18 protein-coding genes are annotated in these 13,282 nt (G+C 54.4%); 6 read left to right on the top strand and 12 right to left on the bottom strand.

All coding sequences use genetic code 11. From position 1 onward, the window contains the following. Nucleotides 1–21: 21 nt before the first annotated feature. From H2Z33_RS22445 to mdtH, 9 genes are all read right to left on the bottom strand, one after another. Nucleotides 22–600: a YceI family protein gene (locus H2Z33_RS22445; RefSeq protein WP_017384744.1), complete on the bottom strand. Its 579-nt coding sequence runs from the start codon at nt 598–600 to the stop codon at nt 22–24. Between the two features lies 1 nt (nt 601). Then, complete coding sequence (locus H2Z33_RS22440) at nt 602–1,168, bottom strand: cytochrome b (protein ID WP_017384743.1); 567 nt, start codon at nt 1,166–1,168, stop codon at nt 602–604. A gap of 226 nt (nt 1,169–1,394) precedes the next feature. Further along, nucleotides 1,395–1,508, bottom strand: a complete 114-nt coding sequence (locus H2Z33_RS22435) for a YceO family protein (RefSeq protein WP_003858014.1) — start codon at nt 1,506–1,508, stop codon at nt 1,395–1,397. 50 nt (nt 1,509–1,558) lie between these two features. Next, the gene (gene solA, locus H2Z33_RS22430; RefSeq protein WP_058686327.1) at nt 1,559–2,677 is read right to left on the bottom strand and encodes an N-methyl-L-tryptophan oxidase; all 1,119 of its coding nucleotides are present in this window, start codon (nt 2,675–2,677) and stop codon (nt 1,559–1,561) included. A gap of 114 nt (nt 2,678–2,791) precedes the next feature. Beyond that, complete coding sequence (gene bssS, locus H2Z33_RS22425) at nt 2,792–3,046, bottom strand: biofilm formation regulator BssS (RefSeq protein ID WP_015570838.1); 255 nt, start codon at nt 3,044–3,046, stop codon at nt 2,792–2,794. A 275-nt stretch (nt 3,047–3,321) separates the two neighbouring features. Continuing rightward, the gene (gene dinI, locus H2Z33_RS22420) at nt 3,322–3,567 is read right to left on the bottom strand and encodes a DNA damage-inducible protein I (protein WP_003858011.1); all 246 of its coding nucleotides are present in this window, start codon (nt 3,565–3,567) and stop codon (nt 3,322–3,324) included. 74 nt (nt 3,568–3,641) lie between these two features. Further along, nucleotides 3,642–4,688 (bottom strand): dihydroorotase, encoded by a 1,047-nt coding sequence (gene pyrC / locus H2Z33_RS22415; RefSeq protein ID WP_017384740.1) that lies wholly within the window; start codon nt 4,686–4,688, stop codon nt 3,642–3,644. Between the two features lie 128 nt (nt 4,689–4,816). Next, nucleotides 4,817–5,377 carry a lipoprotein gene (locus tag H2Z33_RS22410; RefSeq protein WP_058686326.1) on the bottom strand — a complete coding sequence of 187 codons (561 nt, stop codon included), beginning with the start codon at nt 5,375–5,377 and terminating at the stop codon, nt 4,817–4,819. 99 nt (nt 5,378–5,476) lie between these two features. Beyond that, entirely contained in the window at nt 5,477–6,685 is a 1,209-nt protein-coding gene (gene mdtH, locus H2Z33_RS22405; protein ID WP_006809273.1) for a multidrug efflux MFS transporter MdtH, read from the bottom strand. 236 nt (nt 6,686–6,921) lie between these two features. Here mdtH and rimJ point away from each other — a divergent pair, with 236 nt between their 5' ends. The 4 genes from rimJ to murJ all read left to right on the top strand — a co-directional run bounded on the left by rimJ (nt 6,922) and on the right by murJ (nt 10,757). Beyond that, entirely contained in the window at nt 6,922–7,506 is a 585-nt protein-coding gene (gene rimJ / locus H2Z33_RS22400) for a ribosomal protein S5-alanine N-acetyltransferase (RefSeq protein WP_003858007.1), read from the top strand. 9 nt (nt 7,507–7,515) lie between these two features. After that, nucleotides 7,516–8,166 (top strand): YceH family protein, encoded by a 651-nt coding sequence (locus H2Z33_RS22395; protein WP_047637437.1) that lies wholly within the window; start codon nt 7,516–7,518, stop codon nt 8,164–8,166. 2 nt (nt 8,167–8,168) lie between these two features. Continuing rightward, a complete protein-coding gene (locus H2Z33_RS22390; RefSeq protein WP_017384736.1) occupies nt 8,169–9,092 on the top strand; it encodes a Gfo/Idh/MocA family protein in 924 nt (307 codons plus the stop codon). Between the two features lie 129 nt (nt 9,093–9,221). Beyond that, the gene (murJ, locus tag H2Z33_RS22385) at nt 9,222–10,757 is read left to right on the top strand and encodes a murein biosynthesis integral membrane protein MurJ (RefSeq protein ID WP_023303424.1); all 1,536 of its coding nucleotides are present in this window, start codon (nt 9,222–9,224) and stop codon (nt 10,755–10,757) included. Between the two features lie 59 nt (nt 10,758–10,816). Here murJ and flgN read toward each other — a convergent pair whose 3' ends face one another. The 3 genes from flgN to flgA all read right to left on the bottom strand — a co-directional run bounded on the left by flgN (nt 10,817) and on the right by flgA (nt 12,293). Next, complete coding sequence (gene flgN, locus H2Z33_RS22380; protein ID WP_003858003.1) at nt 10,817–11,242, bottom strand: flagella biosynthesis chaperone FlgN; 426 nt, start codon at nt 11,240–11,242, stop codon at nt 10,817–10,819. Nucleotides 11,243–11,246: 4 nt separating this feature from the next. Next, nucleotides 11,247–11,540: a flagellar biosynthesis anti-sigma factor FlgM gene (flgM, locus tag H2Z33_RS22375; protein WP_003858002.1), complete on the bottom strand. Its 294-nt coding sequence runs from the start codon at nt 11,538–11,540 to the stop codon at nt 11,247–11,249. A 93-nt stretch (nt 11,541–11,633) separates the two neighbouring features. Beyond that, nucleotides 11,634–12,293 carry a flagellar basal body P-ring formation chaperone FlgA gene (gene flgA / locus H2Z33_RS22370; protein WP_023296301.1) on the bottom strand — a complete coding sequence of 220 codons (660 nt, stop codon included), beginning with the start codon at nt 12,291–12,293 and terminating at the stop codon, nt 11,634–11,636. Between the two features lie 157 nt (nt 12,294–12,450). Here flgA and flgB point away from each other — a divergent pair, with 157 nt between their 5' ends. Beyond that, complete coding sequence (flgB, locus tag H2Z33_RS22365) at nt 12,451–12,867, top strand: flagellar basal body rod protein FlgB (RefSeq protein WP_003857999.1); 417 nt, start codon at nt 12,451–12,453, stop codon at nt 12,865–12,867. A gap of 3 nt (nt 12,868–12,870) precedes the next feature. Next, a complete protein-coding gene (flgC, locus tag H2Z33_RS22360) occupies nt 12,871–13,275 on the top strand; it encodes a flagellar basal body rod protein FlgC (protein WP_003857997.1) in 405 nt (134 codons plus the stop codon). The last annotated feature ends 7 nt before the right edge of the window (nt 13,276–13,282 follow it).

The following is a 13,282-nucleotide window of genomic DNA, read 5'->3' as shown; positions in this document are numbered from 1 at the left end:
CGAAAGCCTGCCGGGCCTGTTTTATGACTTCTGCTGAACGCCTTCCACCGAAATAATCAACTCAACATCCTGCGATGCCGGGCCTAAATCCGTGGTGATATTAAAATCTTTCAGATGAATTTTGCCTGCGGCTTCAAAGCCAGCACGTTTGCCACCCCACGGATCGTCGCCCTGTCCAATTAATTTGGCATCCAGTGTGACCGGTTTTGTTACGCCGTTCAGCGTCAGATTACCGGTAATAGCGAGCTTATCACCGTCTTTCTTCACCTCTGTCGACGCGAAAGTAGCTTGCGGGAATTTGCCCACGTTCAGAAATTCAGCGCTGCGCAGATGTTTATCACGCTCGGCGTGATTAGTGTCGACGCTGTTGGTATTAATGGTGACGTTCACTTTATCGGCAGCAGGGTTTTTCTCGTCGAAAGTAAATGTGCCATCGAAATCATTGAATGTGCCATATAACCAGCTGTAACCCAGATGCTGAATACGGAAATTGACAAAGGCATGCTGGCCCTCCTTATCAATTTTATAGTCAGCGGCAATGGCCGAACCGGTGGTAAATAGCAGCGAACCTAATGCGATACCCAACAGGCGTTTTTTCATTTTATGCTCCAGAGTCAACTGACGAACGGCCAAGCATGCGCTTCAGCGTATCGTCTTTATCAATAAAGTGATGTTTCAGGGCCGCAAGGCCATGCAGGACAGACAGGATCACAACGCTCCATGCCAGCCACAGATGAACCACACCTGCGGTGTCAGCCTGTGAACCGGCGTCAGCCAGCGTGGCTGGGACGTCAAAAAGCCCAAACACGCTGATCGGTTTACCGTCTGCGGTCGAAATGAGATAGCCGCTGATCAGAATGGCGAACAGCAGGGCATAGAGTGCGATATGTGCGCCAACAGCGCTTATGCGGGTAAGTCGGCCATGGCTTTTGGGCGCTGGAGGGGGCGGAGAGATATGTCGCCAGATCACGCGAAAAACCAGACCCATCATCAGCAGAACCCCAATGCTTTTGTGCAATTCGGGGGCCTGATGATACCAACCGTCATAATAGCTTAATGTCACCATCCAGAGGCCAAGACCAAACATGGCATAGACGGCAAGTGCAAAAAGCCAGTGTAAACACATGGATATTATTCCGTAGCGACGGGAGGAGTTACGCCATTGCATATGAATTTCCGTTCTCAAATGACTGAGCAATAAAAATGGACGGGTTAAATAAATAATGCAACTGAAAAAAATGAATAATGCTTTTTATTTAATTTATTTCAGCGAATTTGAATGTGTTTCCGCAATGTATTTCAATCGCTTCGTTCAATAAATTTGAGGTGACGTTTTTTAAAAAATATAAGTTAAATAAATTTAAAGGAGTGTCAATAAACGTCAGCGAGGATTTTCAGAAGAATACAATATAGATAACGTCAATGATCGCCAGCAGCGACCAAAGAACAATGTAGAGCATGAAATGCTCGCGGATGTTATTGATAAGGTAATTCACCAGTCTGCGCATCATGCCCCTCTCGCTAAACAGGCCCCGGTTATTCGGAGCCTGTAGAGGTATTATCGGTTAAAGCGCGAGAGCGCGAAGGGCTTGAGATCAAACGAAGGCGCGATCCCCTGCGCAAACTGGGCGGCGATTTCACCTAACACAGAGGCAAATTTAAACCCGTGACCGCTGAGCCCGGTTACGAGCAGGGTGTTATCGTGTCCCGGCAGGGTGTCGATGATAAAATCTTCATCCGGGGTGTTGTCGTAGGTGCACGCTGCGCCGTAAAGCAACCCGCCTACGCCCGGCAGGATATTACGCAGGAATGTGAAGGCTTCGGAACCATCCTGCGGATAAGCGCCGTACGGCTTGCGTTCTTCCGCAGAGGAAATTACCTGCCCGCCGTTATGTTTGCCAATCTTGAGCGCGTCTTTTTCCGAGGGAAAACCGTAGAACTGGTCGCCATTGGGTAACTCGCCTGTAAACGCCGGGAATTTGTTCTGACTGCTGTAACGCCCGTCAGACTGGAACCAGGAGAAGACTTTTCGCACCGGCTGGATGGGCAGGTCCGGCAGCAGTTTCGTCACCCACGTTCCCGCACTCACCAGCAGACGCGTGGCGGTATATTCACCTTCAGAGGTGGTGACGGTTGAACCCTCTGCATGGTGGGTGATGCCCGTGACCGGACAGTTGAACAACTGTGCGCAGCCCGCTTTGGCGGCGAGATCAATCCAGGTCTTAATGGCCGTTTCGCTGTGCAGTACCCCGGAATTGGCTTCAAACAATCCAATGTAGTCTTCAGGAACAGAAATTTCCGGCCAGCGCGCCATGATGCCGTTTGCATCCAGACGCTCGACGTCCAGGCGGTAGGCTTTCGCGCTCTCCTCGACGGTCGCCAGAAACGTGGAGCTGGCTGGCCCCAGGTTAACGACCCCGGTGCGCTCAAAAATGCGATCTTCGGTGAGTGTGGCCAGCTCATCCCACAGCGTCTGAGCCCGAAGCACCAGCGGTACATAACGTTCACCTTCACCGTAAGCGTGACGGATCAGACGGGTATCGCCGTGATGGCTTCCTTCAGAGTGGGGGGGAAGGTGGGCGTCAATCATCAGCACTTTCAGACCCGCCTGCGTGGCGTAATAACCGGCGGCAGATCCTACGGAGCCGCTTCCGATAATGATTAAATCGTATTTCATAGGCTTCTCTTAACTAACGCTTTGTTAGCAGAGTAATTAACTAAGCGGGCTTATACAAGAGCGAAATAAATAAGGCACCGCGAGGGTGCCTGTTGAGTGAAAAGGGGCAAAAGGTCAATGCCGTTTATACTCATTTTCCTGATAGTCGCCAGATTCTATTTTTGCGATGCCTGCTTCTAAAATAGAGATAAACTGACGGGCGACGTCTGTTGTAAGCCACAGCGTCTGTCCAACTTCCGCTTCATCACGGTTTTGCTGATTTGGGGTCTGGTAGTGCAAACGCAGCATCAGCGCATCGTAGCTGTCTACGGTGCTGATATCCCAGCCAACAAGCGGATGGGTCTGGATGACTTCACTATTCTTTTCCATTATAACCCCCTTAATGCGTGTTAGAAGACAACGACTTTGAGGTTCAATGCATGTTTTTCTGAAAGCAATTTCAGTATATCAATTAATAAGGGTTCAGAAGGGAAAAATAAACGGGTAGCAACACATTTTTATGCTTTTTAGGATTGTTCGAACAATAAAACGCCATCTTGTTCACGATTTTCTAAGAAGATGCTGAAATATTTTGAACTTTCAGGAGACGAAACGAAAAAAAAGCCGGGGCGACCCGGCAAAAAAACACAATGAGGGAGCAAATTTTAATCAGTGATGAACCAGTCGTCGGCGCTTTCCCATGTTTCCTGCAAAATTTCGCTGATGCGTTCTTTGTCTTCTTTCGCACCGCCGATGACGGAAAGATGGTTTGCTGTCGCATAACGTACCGTTACGGCGCCATCGTTTTCTGGAAAAGTGCTGTTAATACGTCGGGATAGTTCACCCGCCAGAGCGTCGAGTGCGCCAGCAGGCAGGACGGTGGATTTGGCTATGGTGACTTCGATACGCATAAATGCCCCCTGTGTAATATACTGTTTATTTATACAGTTATATTGTCGCTTTGACAACAGGGGGCGCGATTTTTTTAGCGTTTTACCGTCCAGTTTACGGTTTCACCGGCCAGGAAGGGGATCAGCGTATCGTCGGTGAGCGCAATCGACGCTTCAACCTGGCTTTCTTTGCGCTCCAGCTCAATGAACGTGTCATTGACCGGCAGACCGTAGAAACGCGGGCCGTTAAGGGAGCAGAAGGCTTCGAAATGGTCTAACGCATTCATCTCTTCAAACACGGTTGCGTAACTTGCCAGGGCGGTCGGGGCGTTAAAACAGCCTGCACAGCCGCAGCTCGCCTCTTTACGGTGACGGGCATGCGGGGCGGAATCCGTGCCGAGGAACGCGCGCGGGAAGCCGCTGGCGACCAGCTCACGTAGCGCCTGCTGGTGGATGTTGCGCTTGAGGATTGGCAGACAATACAGATGTGGGCGAACGCCGCCCACCAGCATGTGGTTACGGTTAAACATCAGGTGCTGCGGGGTGATGGTGGCGGCAATCAGCTCGTTTCCATCCCGGACATACTCTGCGGCATCTTTAGTCGTAATGTGTTCAAACACCACTTTCAGCCCCGGAAGACGCTGGCGCAGCGGCTCCATGACCGTTTCGATAAAACGTGCTTCGCGATCGAAAATATCAATGTCAGCGTGGGTCACTTCCCCGTGCACCAGCAGCGGCATGCCCAGTTTTTGCATACGCTCCAGAACAGGCATGATGGCATCAATACTGGTCACCCCATGGCTGGAGTTGGTGGTGGCATTCGCCGGGTAGAGCTTCGCGGCGGTGAATACACCTTCGTTAAACCCGCGCTCAACTTCATTCGGATCCAGCGAGTCCGTCAGGTAGCAGGTCATCAATGGGGTAAAATCGTGTCCGGCCGGAACGGCGTCAAGGATACGCTGGCGATAGGCAATCGCGGCCTCGACGGTAGTGACTGGCGGAACCAGGTTAGGCATAACAATCGCACGGCCATAAATTTCGCTGGTATACGGCACGACGGTTTTCAGCATGTCGCCATCACGAAGATGGATATGCCAGTCGTCTGGGCGGCGGATTTTGAGAACCTGGGATTGTACAGTCATGGAAGCTCCGGCTTGAAAGAGATCAGTCATAAGAGGGCTGTTTTTGCCGGACACAAATCATAAGCGGAAACGTTTTCGTTTGCACACTATTCCGTTAAAAAAAACGGGCGCCTGAGCGCCCGGAGTGTTTAGTCGGTGAAAGGGATGATGATTTCACCCGGTTTCACCTCTATCCCTTTGGCATATTTTTTCGCCAGGGATTCGCCTTTGCTCTTGTCTTCGCTCAGAACATAGGCAGGCTGTTGGTTAAAGTAGTTCTGCAACGACTGGTTGAGATACGGCATCAGCGTTTGCAGCACCGGTTTCATTTTTTCCGGCGTCACAACTGCATCGACGATTTCCATCTCATGCAGGAAAATGGCCCCTTTCTCTTTATTCAAGACCGGCAGCGCCTTGAGCTTCAGCTTGATATCCGCTTTCTGATTGCCGAAGAGCGAGGTCATATCGAGGCTGGCATCGCCGGAAAGGGTGACTTTGTTAGGCTCCTCGCGCCCAATCTGGCTGGCGAGATTCGTCAGGACGATATGCGCATCCGCAAGGCCGGGCACGCCGATATCTTTTGAAAAGTTATTATGTTTTTCCAGCGCCTGATTAATTTCCTGCTCACTGACGGTGTACTGCGTAAGCTGGTTACATCCCACCAGCAGACCACTGACAATTAACGCAGCGGCAATAACGATCTTTTTCATGGCGTTCCTCAACATAAAATCGGCGCATCTGTCCTGATACGCCAGTATGTCAGGGTGATCCAACAGAAACCAGCAGAAAAAACTGATAGTGAAAGAGGGTCAGGCGCCAGGCTCCAGCATCCCGCGGGTGCTGCGTTTATCACTGAACTGCCACCAGAGGGCAATCAGCGTCATAAAGCCGACCATGCCGAGCATGACCCACGGCAGCTCCGGCTGATGGAGCGCTTTTCCGGCATCAAACAGCCAGCCGCCACCGGTGTAACCCAGTGCGCCGCCAAGCGCCAGCCCGAGACGGCTGAAGCCCATGTAGCTGCCTCGGGCCCGGGCGTCGGCAAGTGACGCGCTCAGCGTTTCACGGGCTGGCTCGGCAATGATTGAACCAATATAGAAGGTGCAGATGAGCATAAACAGTTGCTGAAGCGAACTCACCAGGCCGATGGGCATCATGCTCAGCGTCATCAGCAACAGCCCGGCCATCAGACGGTGCTCAAGCCGGAAACGGCGCTCGCTCCAGCGGGCAATCGGATAGAGCAGCGTCAGAGAGAGGCAGGCCTCAATGGCATACATCCATTTCACCGCTGCCGGCGTGCCGGCAATATCGTTAACCATAATGGGCAGCATCAGCATGACCTGCACGGCGAGCATGTAGTAGCCGGTCAGGGTTAACACATAGGTGACGAAGCGTTTATCGCTCAGCACGCGGTCAAGCCCTTCCCGCACAGGCGCCTTCACCGTCGACAGCTTCCACGCGGGCAGAAACAGACCGTTAAACAGCGCGCAGAGAATAAACAACACCGCGCCGGTGGCGCAAACCAGGCGGAAATCGTATTGCAGCAGCCAGCTTCCCAGCAGGGCGCCCACCACCGCGCCAGCGCTGTCCTGCATCATCAAAATGGAGAAGAAGCGCCCCCGGTGTTGCGGACGGATAAGCTTAACCACCAGCGCGGTACGCGGTGGGTCGAAAAGGGTGCCGCCAATCCCGGAAAGGAAACAGGAGAACCACAGCAGCCAGGGTTCATGAGCGATTGCCATGGTGGCGAATCCCGCCGCACGTAACAGCATGCCGGTGACGATCATCGGTTTCGCGCCGAAGCGGTCGGCTATTGCGCCGCCAAACACGCCCAGACCCTGTTGTACAAACTGGCGTAGACCCAGCGCGATCCCGACCATCAATGCCGCCCAGCCCATTTGATCGACAAAACGAATCGATATAAGCGGAAAAACGACAAAAAAGCCGAGCACGACCAGCATGTTATCGATGAGCAGGAAATATTTACCCAGGCTCCTGGCCTGTGATACGCGGGACATTTTCCCTCCAGGGAAAATAAAAGATGTGCACGCTAACATTCTGCGGTGTCGCCGGGCTTTTTCCCATACCCGCTGGCGACAATATTTTTTTATCAAAAAGGTGCTTTGATAGAGAGTTCTCATCGAAAAATGTGAAAAGCGATCAAAATGGTATGTCACTGTTTTCACAGAAGGCACAGGCACAGGTATAGTAAAGCTAACAGGCAGAGCAGAAGCGACGGGAAGGAGTGGTAACGATGTTTGGCTATCGCAGTAATGTGCCAAAAGTGCGTCTGACGACGGACAGGCTGGTCGTTCGTCTGGTGCATGAGCGTGATGCCTGGCGTCTGGCGGATTATTACGCCGAGAATCGCCAGTTTTTAAAACCCTGGGAACCCGTTCGGGACGAGAGCCACTGCTACCCCTCTGGCTGGCAGGCGCGCCTCAGTATGATTGCGGAATTTCATAAACAGGGAAGTGCGTTTTATTTCGCGCTTCTCGATCCGGAGGAGAAAGAGATCGTTGGCATTGCCAATTTTTCAAACGTGGTACGCGGGTCGTTTCACGCCTGTTACCTCGGGTATTCCATCGGTCAGAAATGGCAGGGGCAGGGGCTCATGTTTGAGGCGCTGACGGCGGCGATTCGCTACATGCAGCGCACGCAACATATCCATCGCATTATGGCCAACTACATGCCGCACAATAAGCGCAGCGGCGATCTGCTGGCCCGCCTGGGGTTTGAGAAAGAGGGCTATGCCAAAGATTATCTGCTGATTGACGGCGAGTGGCGGGACCATGTGCTCACCGCGCTCACCACGCAGGAGTGGACCGCGGGTCGTTAAGGAGAAAAAATGAAATATCAGTTAAATGGCGCCGAAGCGCGCGTGGTCGGCTGCCTTCTGGAAAAGCAGGTCACCACGCCGGAACAGTATCCTCTGTCCGTGAATGCCGTCACGATGGCCTGCAACCAGAAGACGAACCGTGAGCCGGTGATGAACCTTGGCGAGCACGAGGTGCAGGATACCCTTGACGAGCTGGTGAAGCGCCACTACCTGCGCACCGTCAGCGGCTTCGGTAATCGCGTCACTAAATATGAACAGCGCTTTTGTAATTCCGAATTTGGCGATTTAAAACTCAGCGCCGCAGAAGTGGCAGTGATCACCACGCTGCTGCTGCGCGGGGCGCAGACGCCGGGTGAACTGCGCACACGCGCCTCCCGCATGCATGAGTTTCAGGATATGCAGGACGTTGAACAGACGCTGGAGCGATTAGCCTCACGCGAGGACGGTCCTTACGTGGTGCGTCTGCCCCGCGAGCCGGGCAAGCGTGAAAGCCGCTACATGCACCTTTTTAGCGGCGACGTTGAGCCCTCTGCGCTGGCCGTAGAATCCGACACGCCAGCATCAAACGACAGCCTGACCGCGCGCGTGGCAGCCCTGGAAGACGAGGTTGCCGGGCTGAAGCAGCGTCTGGATGCGTTACTCGCACATCTGGGAGATTAATCGTGACAACATTACGCATTGGTGTTGTGGGGCTGGGAGGGATCGCGCAAAAAGCCTGGCTGCCCGTTTTAGGCGCAGCGTCCGACTGGACGCTGCAAGGGGCGTGGTCGCCCACCCGCGAGAAAGCAGAGCGCATCTGCAAAACCTGGCGCATCCCTTATGCCGGTTCGCTACAGGATTTAGCCCGTGAATGTGATGCGGTATTTGTGCATACTTCAACCGCGACGCACTACCAGGTGGTGAGCGAGTTGCTTAACGCAGGCGTTCACGTCTGCGTGGATAAACCCCTTGCGGAAAATGTACAGGATGCTGAACGACTGATTGAGCTGGCCGCGCGTAAAAAGCTGACGCTGATGGTCGGCTTCAACCGCCGTTTTGCGCCGCTCTATCAGCAGCTTAAAGCGCAGTCCGGCTCGTTCGCCTCTCTGCGTATGGATAAGCACCGTACCGACAGCGTGGGGCCTAACGACCTGCGCTTCACGCTGCTGGATGATTATCTCCACGTCGTGGATACGGCCCTGTGGCTGAGTAACGGAAAAGCCCAGCTGCAAAGCGGCACGCTGCTGACCAACGAGCAGGGTGAGATGGTTTACGCCGAACATCATTTTGCCGTTGAGCATTTGCAGGTGACGACCAGCATGCATCGTCGGGCGGGCAGCCAGCGCGAGTCCGTGCAGGCCGTTACGGATGGCGCGCTGTATGACGTCACCGATATGCGAGAGTGGCGGGAAGAGAAGGGCAATGGCGTGGTCGCGTTACCGGTTCCCGGCTGGCAAAGCACCCTGGAGCAGCGTGGCTTTGTGGGCTGCGCGCGTCACTTCATCACCTGCGTGCAGAATCAGACGGTTCCTGAAACGTCCGGGGAGCAGGCTATTCTGGCGCAGCGCATTGTGGAACGACTCTGGCGCGAAGCCATGTCGGAATAACGCGTTGTAACATCTGCCGATAGTAATTCGTTGAAATCCGGTTAGACTAAGCGCCGCTTGTTGGCTTTGCCGGGTGGCGCTAACGCTTGCCCGTCCTGGAAATCCGTAGGGTTGTGGAACTTCACGTTAATGAACTTATTAAAATCGCTGGCGGCCGTCAGCTCGATGACCATGTTTTCCCGCGTGCTTGGCTTTGCGCGCGATGCCATTGTGGCTAGGGTTTTTGGCGCCGGGATGGCGACTGACGCCTTTTTCGTCGCCTTTAAGCTGCCAAACCTGCTGCGCCGTATTTTTGCCGAAGGGGCCTTTTCACAGGCATTTGTTCCGATCCTCGCAGAATATAAAAGCAAACAGGGCGAAGATGCCACCCGCGTCTTTGTGGCCTACGTTTCCGGATTACTGACGCTGGCGCTGGCGATCGTGACCGTCCTGGGGATGCTGGCAGCGCCCTGGGTGATCATGGTGACGGCGCCGGGTTTTGCTGACACAGCGGATAAATTTACCCTGACCACCCAACTGCTGCGTATAACCTTCCCCTATATTCTGCTGATTTCGCTGGCGTCGCTGGTGGGTGCCATCCTGAATACCTGGAACCGCTTCTCCGTTCCGGCCTTTGCCCCCACGTTCCTCAACGTCAGCATGATTGGCTTTGCGCTGTTCGCCGCGCCGCATTTTAACCCACCGGTGCTGGCGCTGGCCTGGGCCGTGACCGTCGGCGGCGTGTTACAGCTTGCTTACCAGCTTCCGCACCTGAAAAAGATCGGCATGCTGGTTCTGCCGCGCATTAATTTCAAAGATGCGGGCGCAATGCGCGTTATCAAACAGATGGGACCGGCGATACTCGGCGTGTCCGTTAGCCAGATCTCTCTGATCATCAATACCATCTTCGCCTCTTTCCTGGTGTCGGGCTCGGTGTCCTGGATGTACTACGCCGATCGTCTGATGGAGTTTCCATCCGGGGTGCTGGGCGTGGCGCTGGGGACTATTCTGCTGCCGTCGCTGTCGAAAAGTTTCGCCAGCGGCAACCACGATGAATACTGCCGCCTGATGGACTGGGGCCTGCGTCTCTGTTTTCTGCTGGCGCTGCCAAGCGCGGTGGCGCTGGGGATCCTGGCGAAACCGCTGACGGTGTCGTTGTTCCAGTATGGAAAGTTCACCGCCTTTGATGCCGCTATGACCCAGCGTGCGCTCGTAGCCTACTCGGTGGGGCTGATGGGGCTGATTGTCGTGAAGGTGCTTGCGCCCGGTTTCTATTCACGTCAGGACATCAAAACGCCGGTTAAGATTGCCATTGTGACGCTGATCATGACGCAGCTGATGAACCTGGCGTTTATTGGACCGCTGAAACACGCGGGGCTGTCATTGTCGATTGGTCTGGCGGCCTGTCTGAACGCCGGGCTGCTGTACTGGCAGCTGCGCAAGCAGGATATCTTCACACCGCAGCCGGGCTGGGCAAGCTTCCTGCTGCGTCTGGCGATTGCGGTAGTGGTGATGGCGGCCGCGCTGGTTGGCATGTTGTATGTCATGCCTGAGTGGGCGCAGGGCACCATGCCTTACCGCCTGATGCGTCTGATGGCCGTGGTGGTGGTCGGTGTGGTGGCGTACTTTGCCACGCTGGCGGTGCTTGGCTTCAAAGTGAAAGAGTTCACCCGCCGCACGGTATAAACGCCAAAAGGGGAGTTCACCAGAAGGTGCTCCCCGCTTCATGACGTGCCGCTACTGCGTCAAATCGAAATCTTTTTCCCACCCGTGATACGTGCCGTGGCCGTCTGACCATCCGCACCGTACAGCCCCGGCTCTTTATAGGGCTTTAACACTTCAAGCGCCTGCTGATTACGGATAATCTGTCCTTCCAGCAGCCAGCCGTTATGCTGGTTGAGATCGCGAAGATGCTGGGTTTTTTCTGTAATGGTCTGCCAGCGTTCGTTGATCTCATCATTGGCGCTGCGTTTCGCGTCTTGCTCAGCGCGTCGCTGTTTTTCCAGATAATCCAGGGTCGCCAGCAGCGAGCTTTTATCTTCAGTTATGCGTTGCAACGCGCTGCCGTTGATTTGACCAGAAGAGAGGTGGTGCTGTTCTGCATCCATCACCGTTTTCAGGTCGTTCAGGACCACCGTCATCTGATCCAGTATTTCTGACAGTCGACTCATACGGTTAGTTACTCTGGAGGAAACTCTGTGCGTCCTGAATCAGCGCATCAGCGATTTTGCTGGTATCCATTTTCAGTTCGCCGTTACGGATAGCCGTTTTCAGCGCTTCAACACGTTCCATATTGATATCGCTGCTGCCTGGCTGCATCAGCTTCGACTGCGCATCGCTCAGCGTGACGCTGGTGCTGTTAGCCGTCGACGTTTTTTCCAGACGCGTTTTTTGCGGGGCAGCCTCATTCGTTTCGCGAGGTTGTACAGTGCTAACCGGCTTCAGGGCTGATGTACGATCAATGCTCATAGTGTTGTCCTCATCGAGGGTTCGCGGCGTTTGCGCCTGACATCATCATTTGTTGAATATTTATCGGCAGTCGCCGCGAAATCTTTAAAAAGATTACAGGTTAATCAGAATATTCCCATCAGGACCGACCGTGCCGCTGACCACCTGGCCTGAGGACATTCTGACCCGGGCATTTTGCGCCACTGCGGCATTATTCAGCGCTTTTCCTTCACTGTTGATACTAAAGCCTTCGCCATTGGCGACCACCATCACCTGTTGTCCCGCTTTCACCCGCCACGCCTGGCGCAGCATGGATAGCTGTATCGCCTGTCCAGGAGCGACATCGCGCAGGCTGACCGCCTCCTGAGCCTGGTTGATATCCAGCATCGTCCGCGGTGGAAGCTGATCCAGACGGCCTCGCTTCAGCGTTACGCTGTCAGGTTGCAGCAGGCTGCCCCGGGGAATGGGAACGGCGGCGACAACATAATTGCCCGTCGCCTGAACCGCAACCTGTAAGTAGCGTTTTTCATTGGCGCAACGCGCCAGCACGTTCACGTTGCCCCATAAGCGGGTGCTGCCGGTCACGCTAAATGACGGGGCTTCGCAGGAAGGATAAAGGTTAGGCGGGGTGCGCACGGTCACGCGTACGTCATCGCTGAAACCGGCCAGCTTCTGCGCAAAGAATGCATTGAGCTGGTCCTCTAACCCCTCAGCCTGCACCAGAGGGCTTAAAAGCAGCAGGGTCGCCGCCAGGCCACGTTTAAAAGTCCGCATCGCACGTTCCACCATGTCCAGAATTTAGCAAATTCTACCCGCAGTGGTTTTCCATCAACGCAACAAATAGCGACGCATTTTGCGCTTATTCCGTCGATAGGGGAGACGGGGTGAGATTTAAGCTGTGAACTGAAATTTTCTCATCAGCGGAGGAGACATGCTCGATAAACTCGACGCCGCGTTACGTTTTCAGCAGGAAGCGCTCAATTTACGCGCCCAGCGGCAGGAGATTTTAGCCGCCAATATCGCCAACGCGGATACCCCCGGGTATCAGGCGCGCGATATTGATTTTTCCAGTGAACTCAAAAAAGTGATGGAGCGTGGACGTGCCGAAGGAACGGGTGTCTCACTGGCCCTGACATCCTCACGTCATATTCCCGCTCAGGCGATGACCGCGCCAACGACCGACCTGCTTTACCGTATTCCCGATCAGCCCTCACTTGATGGCAATACCGTCGACATGGACCGGGAGCGCACACAGTTTGCCGATAACAGCCTGCAATACCAGACAGGTCTGACGCTACTCGGCGGGCAAATTAAAGGCATGATGACCGTCCTACAGGGGGGCAATTAGTAAATGGCCTTGCTGAATATTTTTGATATCGCCGGTTCGGCATTAACGGCGCAGTCCAAACGACTGAACGTGGCCGCCAGTAACCTGGCCAACGCCGACAGCGTGACCGGCCCTGACGGGCAACCGTATCGCGCTAAACAGGTTGTCTTCCAGGTTGATGCTGCACCGGGTGCGGCAACGGGCGGCGTAAAAGTGGCGGACGTGGTTGAGAGCCAGGCACCCGACAAGCTGGTTTACGAGCCAGGCAACCCGCTCGCGGATGCCAGCGGCTACGTGAAAATGCCGAACGTGGATGTGGTCGGGGAGATGGTGAACTCCATGTCCGCGTCGCGTAGCTACCAGGCAAACGTCGAAGTGCTTAATACCGTGAAGAGCATGATGCTCAAAACACTCACTCTCGGCCAGTAAAGGAGAC

The sequence above is a fragment of the Enterobacter sp. YSU genome, assembly GCF_016082135.1.
Classification (GTDB): domain Bacteria; phylum Pseudomonadota; class Gammaproteobacteria; order Enterobacterales; family Enterobacteriaceae; genus Enterobacter; species Enterobacter hormaechei_C.
The sequence above is the reverse complement of the archived record's forward strand: the minus strand, read 5'-3'. Positions and strand labels throughout refer to the sequence as shown.

Excerpts from the sequence above, each read along its gene's own strand:
- flgN (WP_003858003.1), bottom strand. The coding sequence starts at position 11,242 with ATGAGTCGACTGTCAGAAATACTGGATCAGATGACGGTGGTCCTGAAC.
- solA (WP_058686327.1), bottom strand. The coding sequence starts at position 2,677 with ATGAAATACGATTTAATCATTATCGGAAGCGGCTCCGTAGGATCTGCC.
- flgC (WP_003857997.1), top strand. The coding sequence starts at position 12,871 with ATGGCCTTGCTGAATATTTTTGATATCGCCGGTTCGGCATTAACGGCG.
- H2Z33_RS22395 (WP_047637437.1), top strand. The coding sequence starts at position 7,516 with ATGAAATATCAGTTAAATGGCGCCGAAGCGCGCGTGGTCGGCTGCCTT.
- flgB (WP_003857999.1), top strand. The coding sequence starts at position 12,451 with ATGCTCGATAAACTCGACGCCGCGTTACGTTTTCAGCAGGAAGCGCTC.
- H2Z33_RS22435 (WP_003858014.1), bottom strand. The coding sequence starts at position 1,508 with ATGCGCAGACTGGTGAATTACCTTATCAATAACATCCGCGAGCATTTC.
- pyrC (WP_017384740.1), bottom strand. The coding sequence starts at position 4,688 with ATGACTGTACAATCCCAGGTTCTCAAAATCCGCCGCCCAGACGACTGG.
- dinI (WP_003858011.1), bottom strand. The coding sequence starts at position 3,567 with ATGCGTATCGAAGTCACCATAGCCAAATCCACCGTCCTGCCTGCTGGC.
- H2Z33_RS22445 (WP_017384744.1), bottom strand. The coding sequence starts at position 600 with ATGAAAAAACGCCTGTTGGGTATCGCATTAGGTTCGCTGCTATTTACC.
- flgM (WP_003858002.1), bottom strand. The coding sequence starts at position 11,540 with ATGAGCATTGATCGTACATCAGCCCTGAAGCCGGTTAGCACTGTACAA.
- murJ (WP_023303424.1), top strand. The coding sequence starts at position 9,222 with ATGAACTTATTAAAATCGCTGGCGGCCGTCAGCTCGATGACCATGTTT.
- flgA (WP_023296301.1), bottom strand. The coding sequence starts at position 12,293 with ATGCGGACTTTTAAACGTGGCCTGGCGGCGACCCTGCTGCTTTTAAGC.
- mdtH (WP_006809273.1), bottom strand. The coding sequence starts at position 6,685 with ATGTCCCGCGTATCACAGGCCAGGAGCCTGGGTAAATATTTCCTGCTC.
- H2Z33_RS22440 (WP_017384743.1), bottom strand. The coding sequence starts at position 1,168 with ATGCAATGGCGTAACTCCTCCCGTCGCTACGGAATAATATCCATGTGT.
- bssS (WP_015570838.1), bottom strand. The coding sequence starts at position 3,046 with ATGGAAAAGAATAGTGAAGTCATCCAGACCCATCCGCTTGTTGGCTGG.
- H2Z33_RS22410 (WP_058686326.1), bottom strand. The coding sequence starts at position 5,377 with ATGAAAAAGATCGTTATTGCCGCTGCGTTAATTGTCAGTGGTCTGCTG.
- rimJ (WP_003858007.1), top strand. The coding sequence starts at position 6,922 with ATGTTTGGCTATCGCAGTAATGTGCCAAAAGTGCGTCTGACGACGGAC.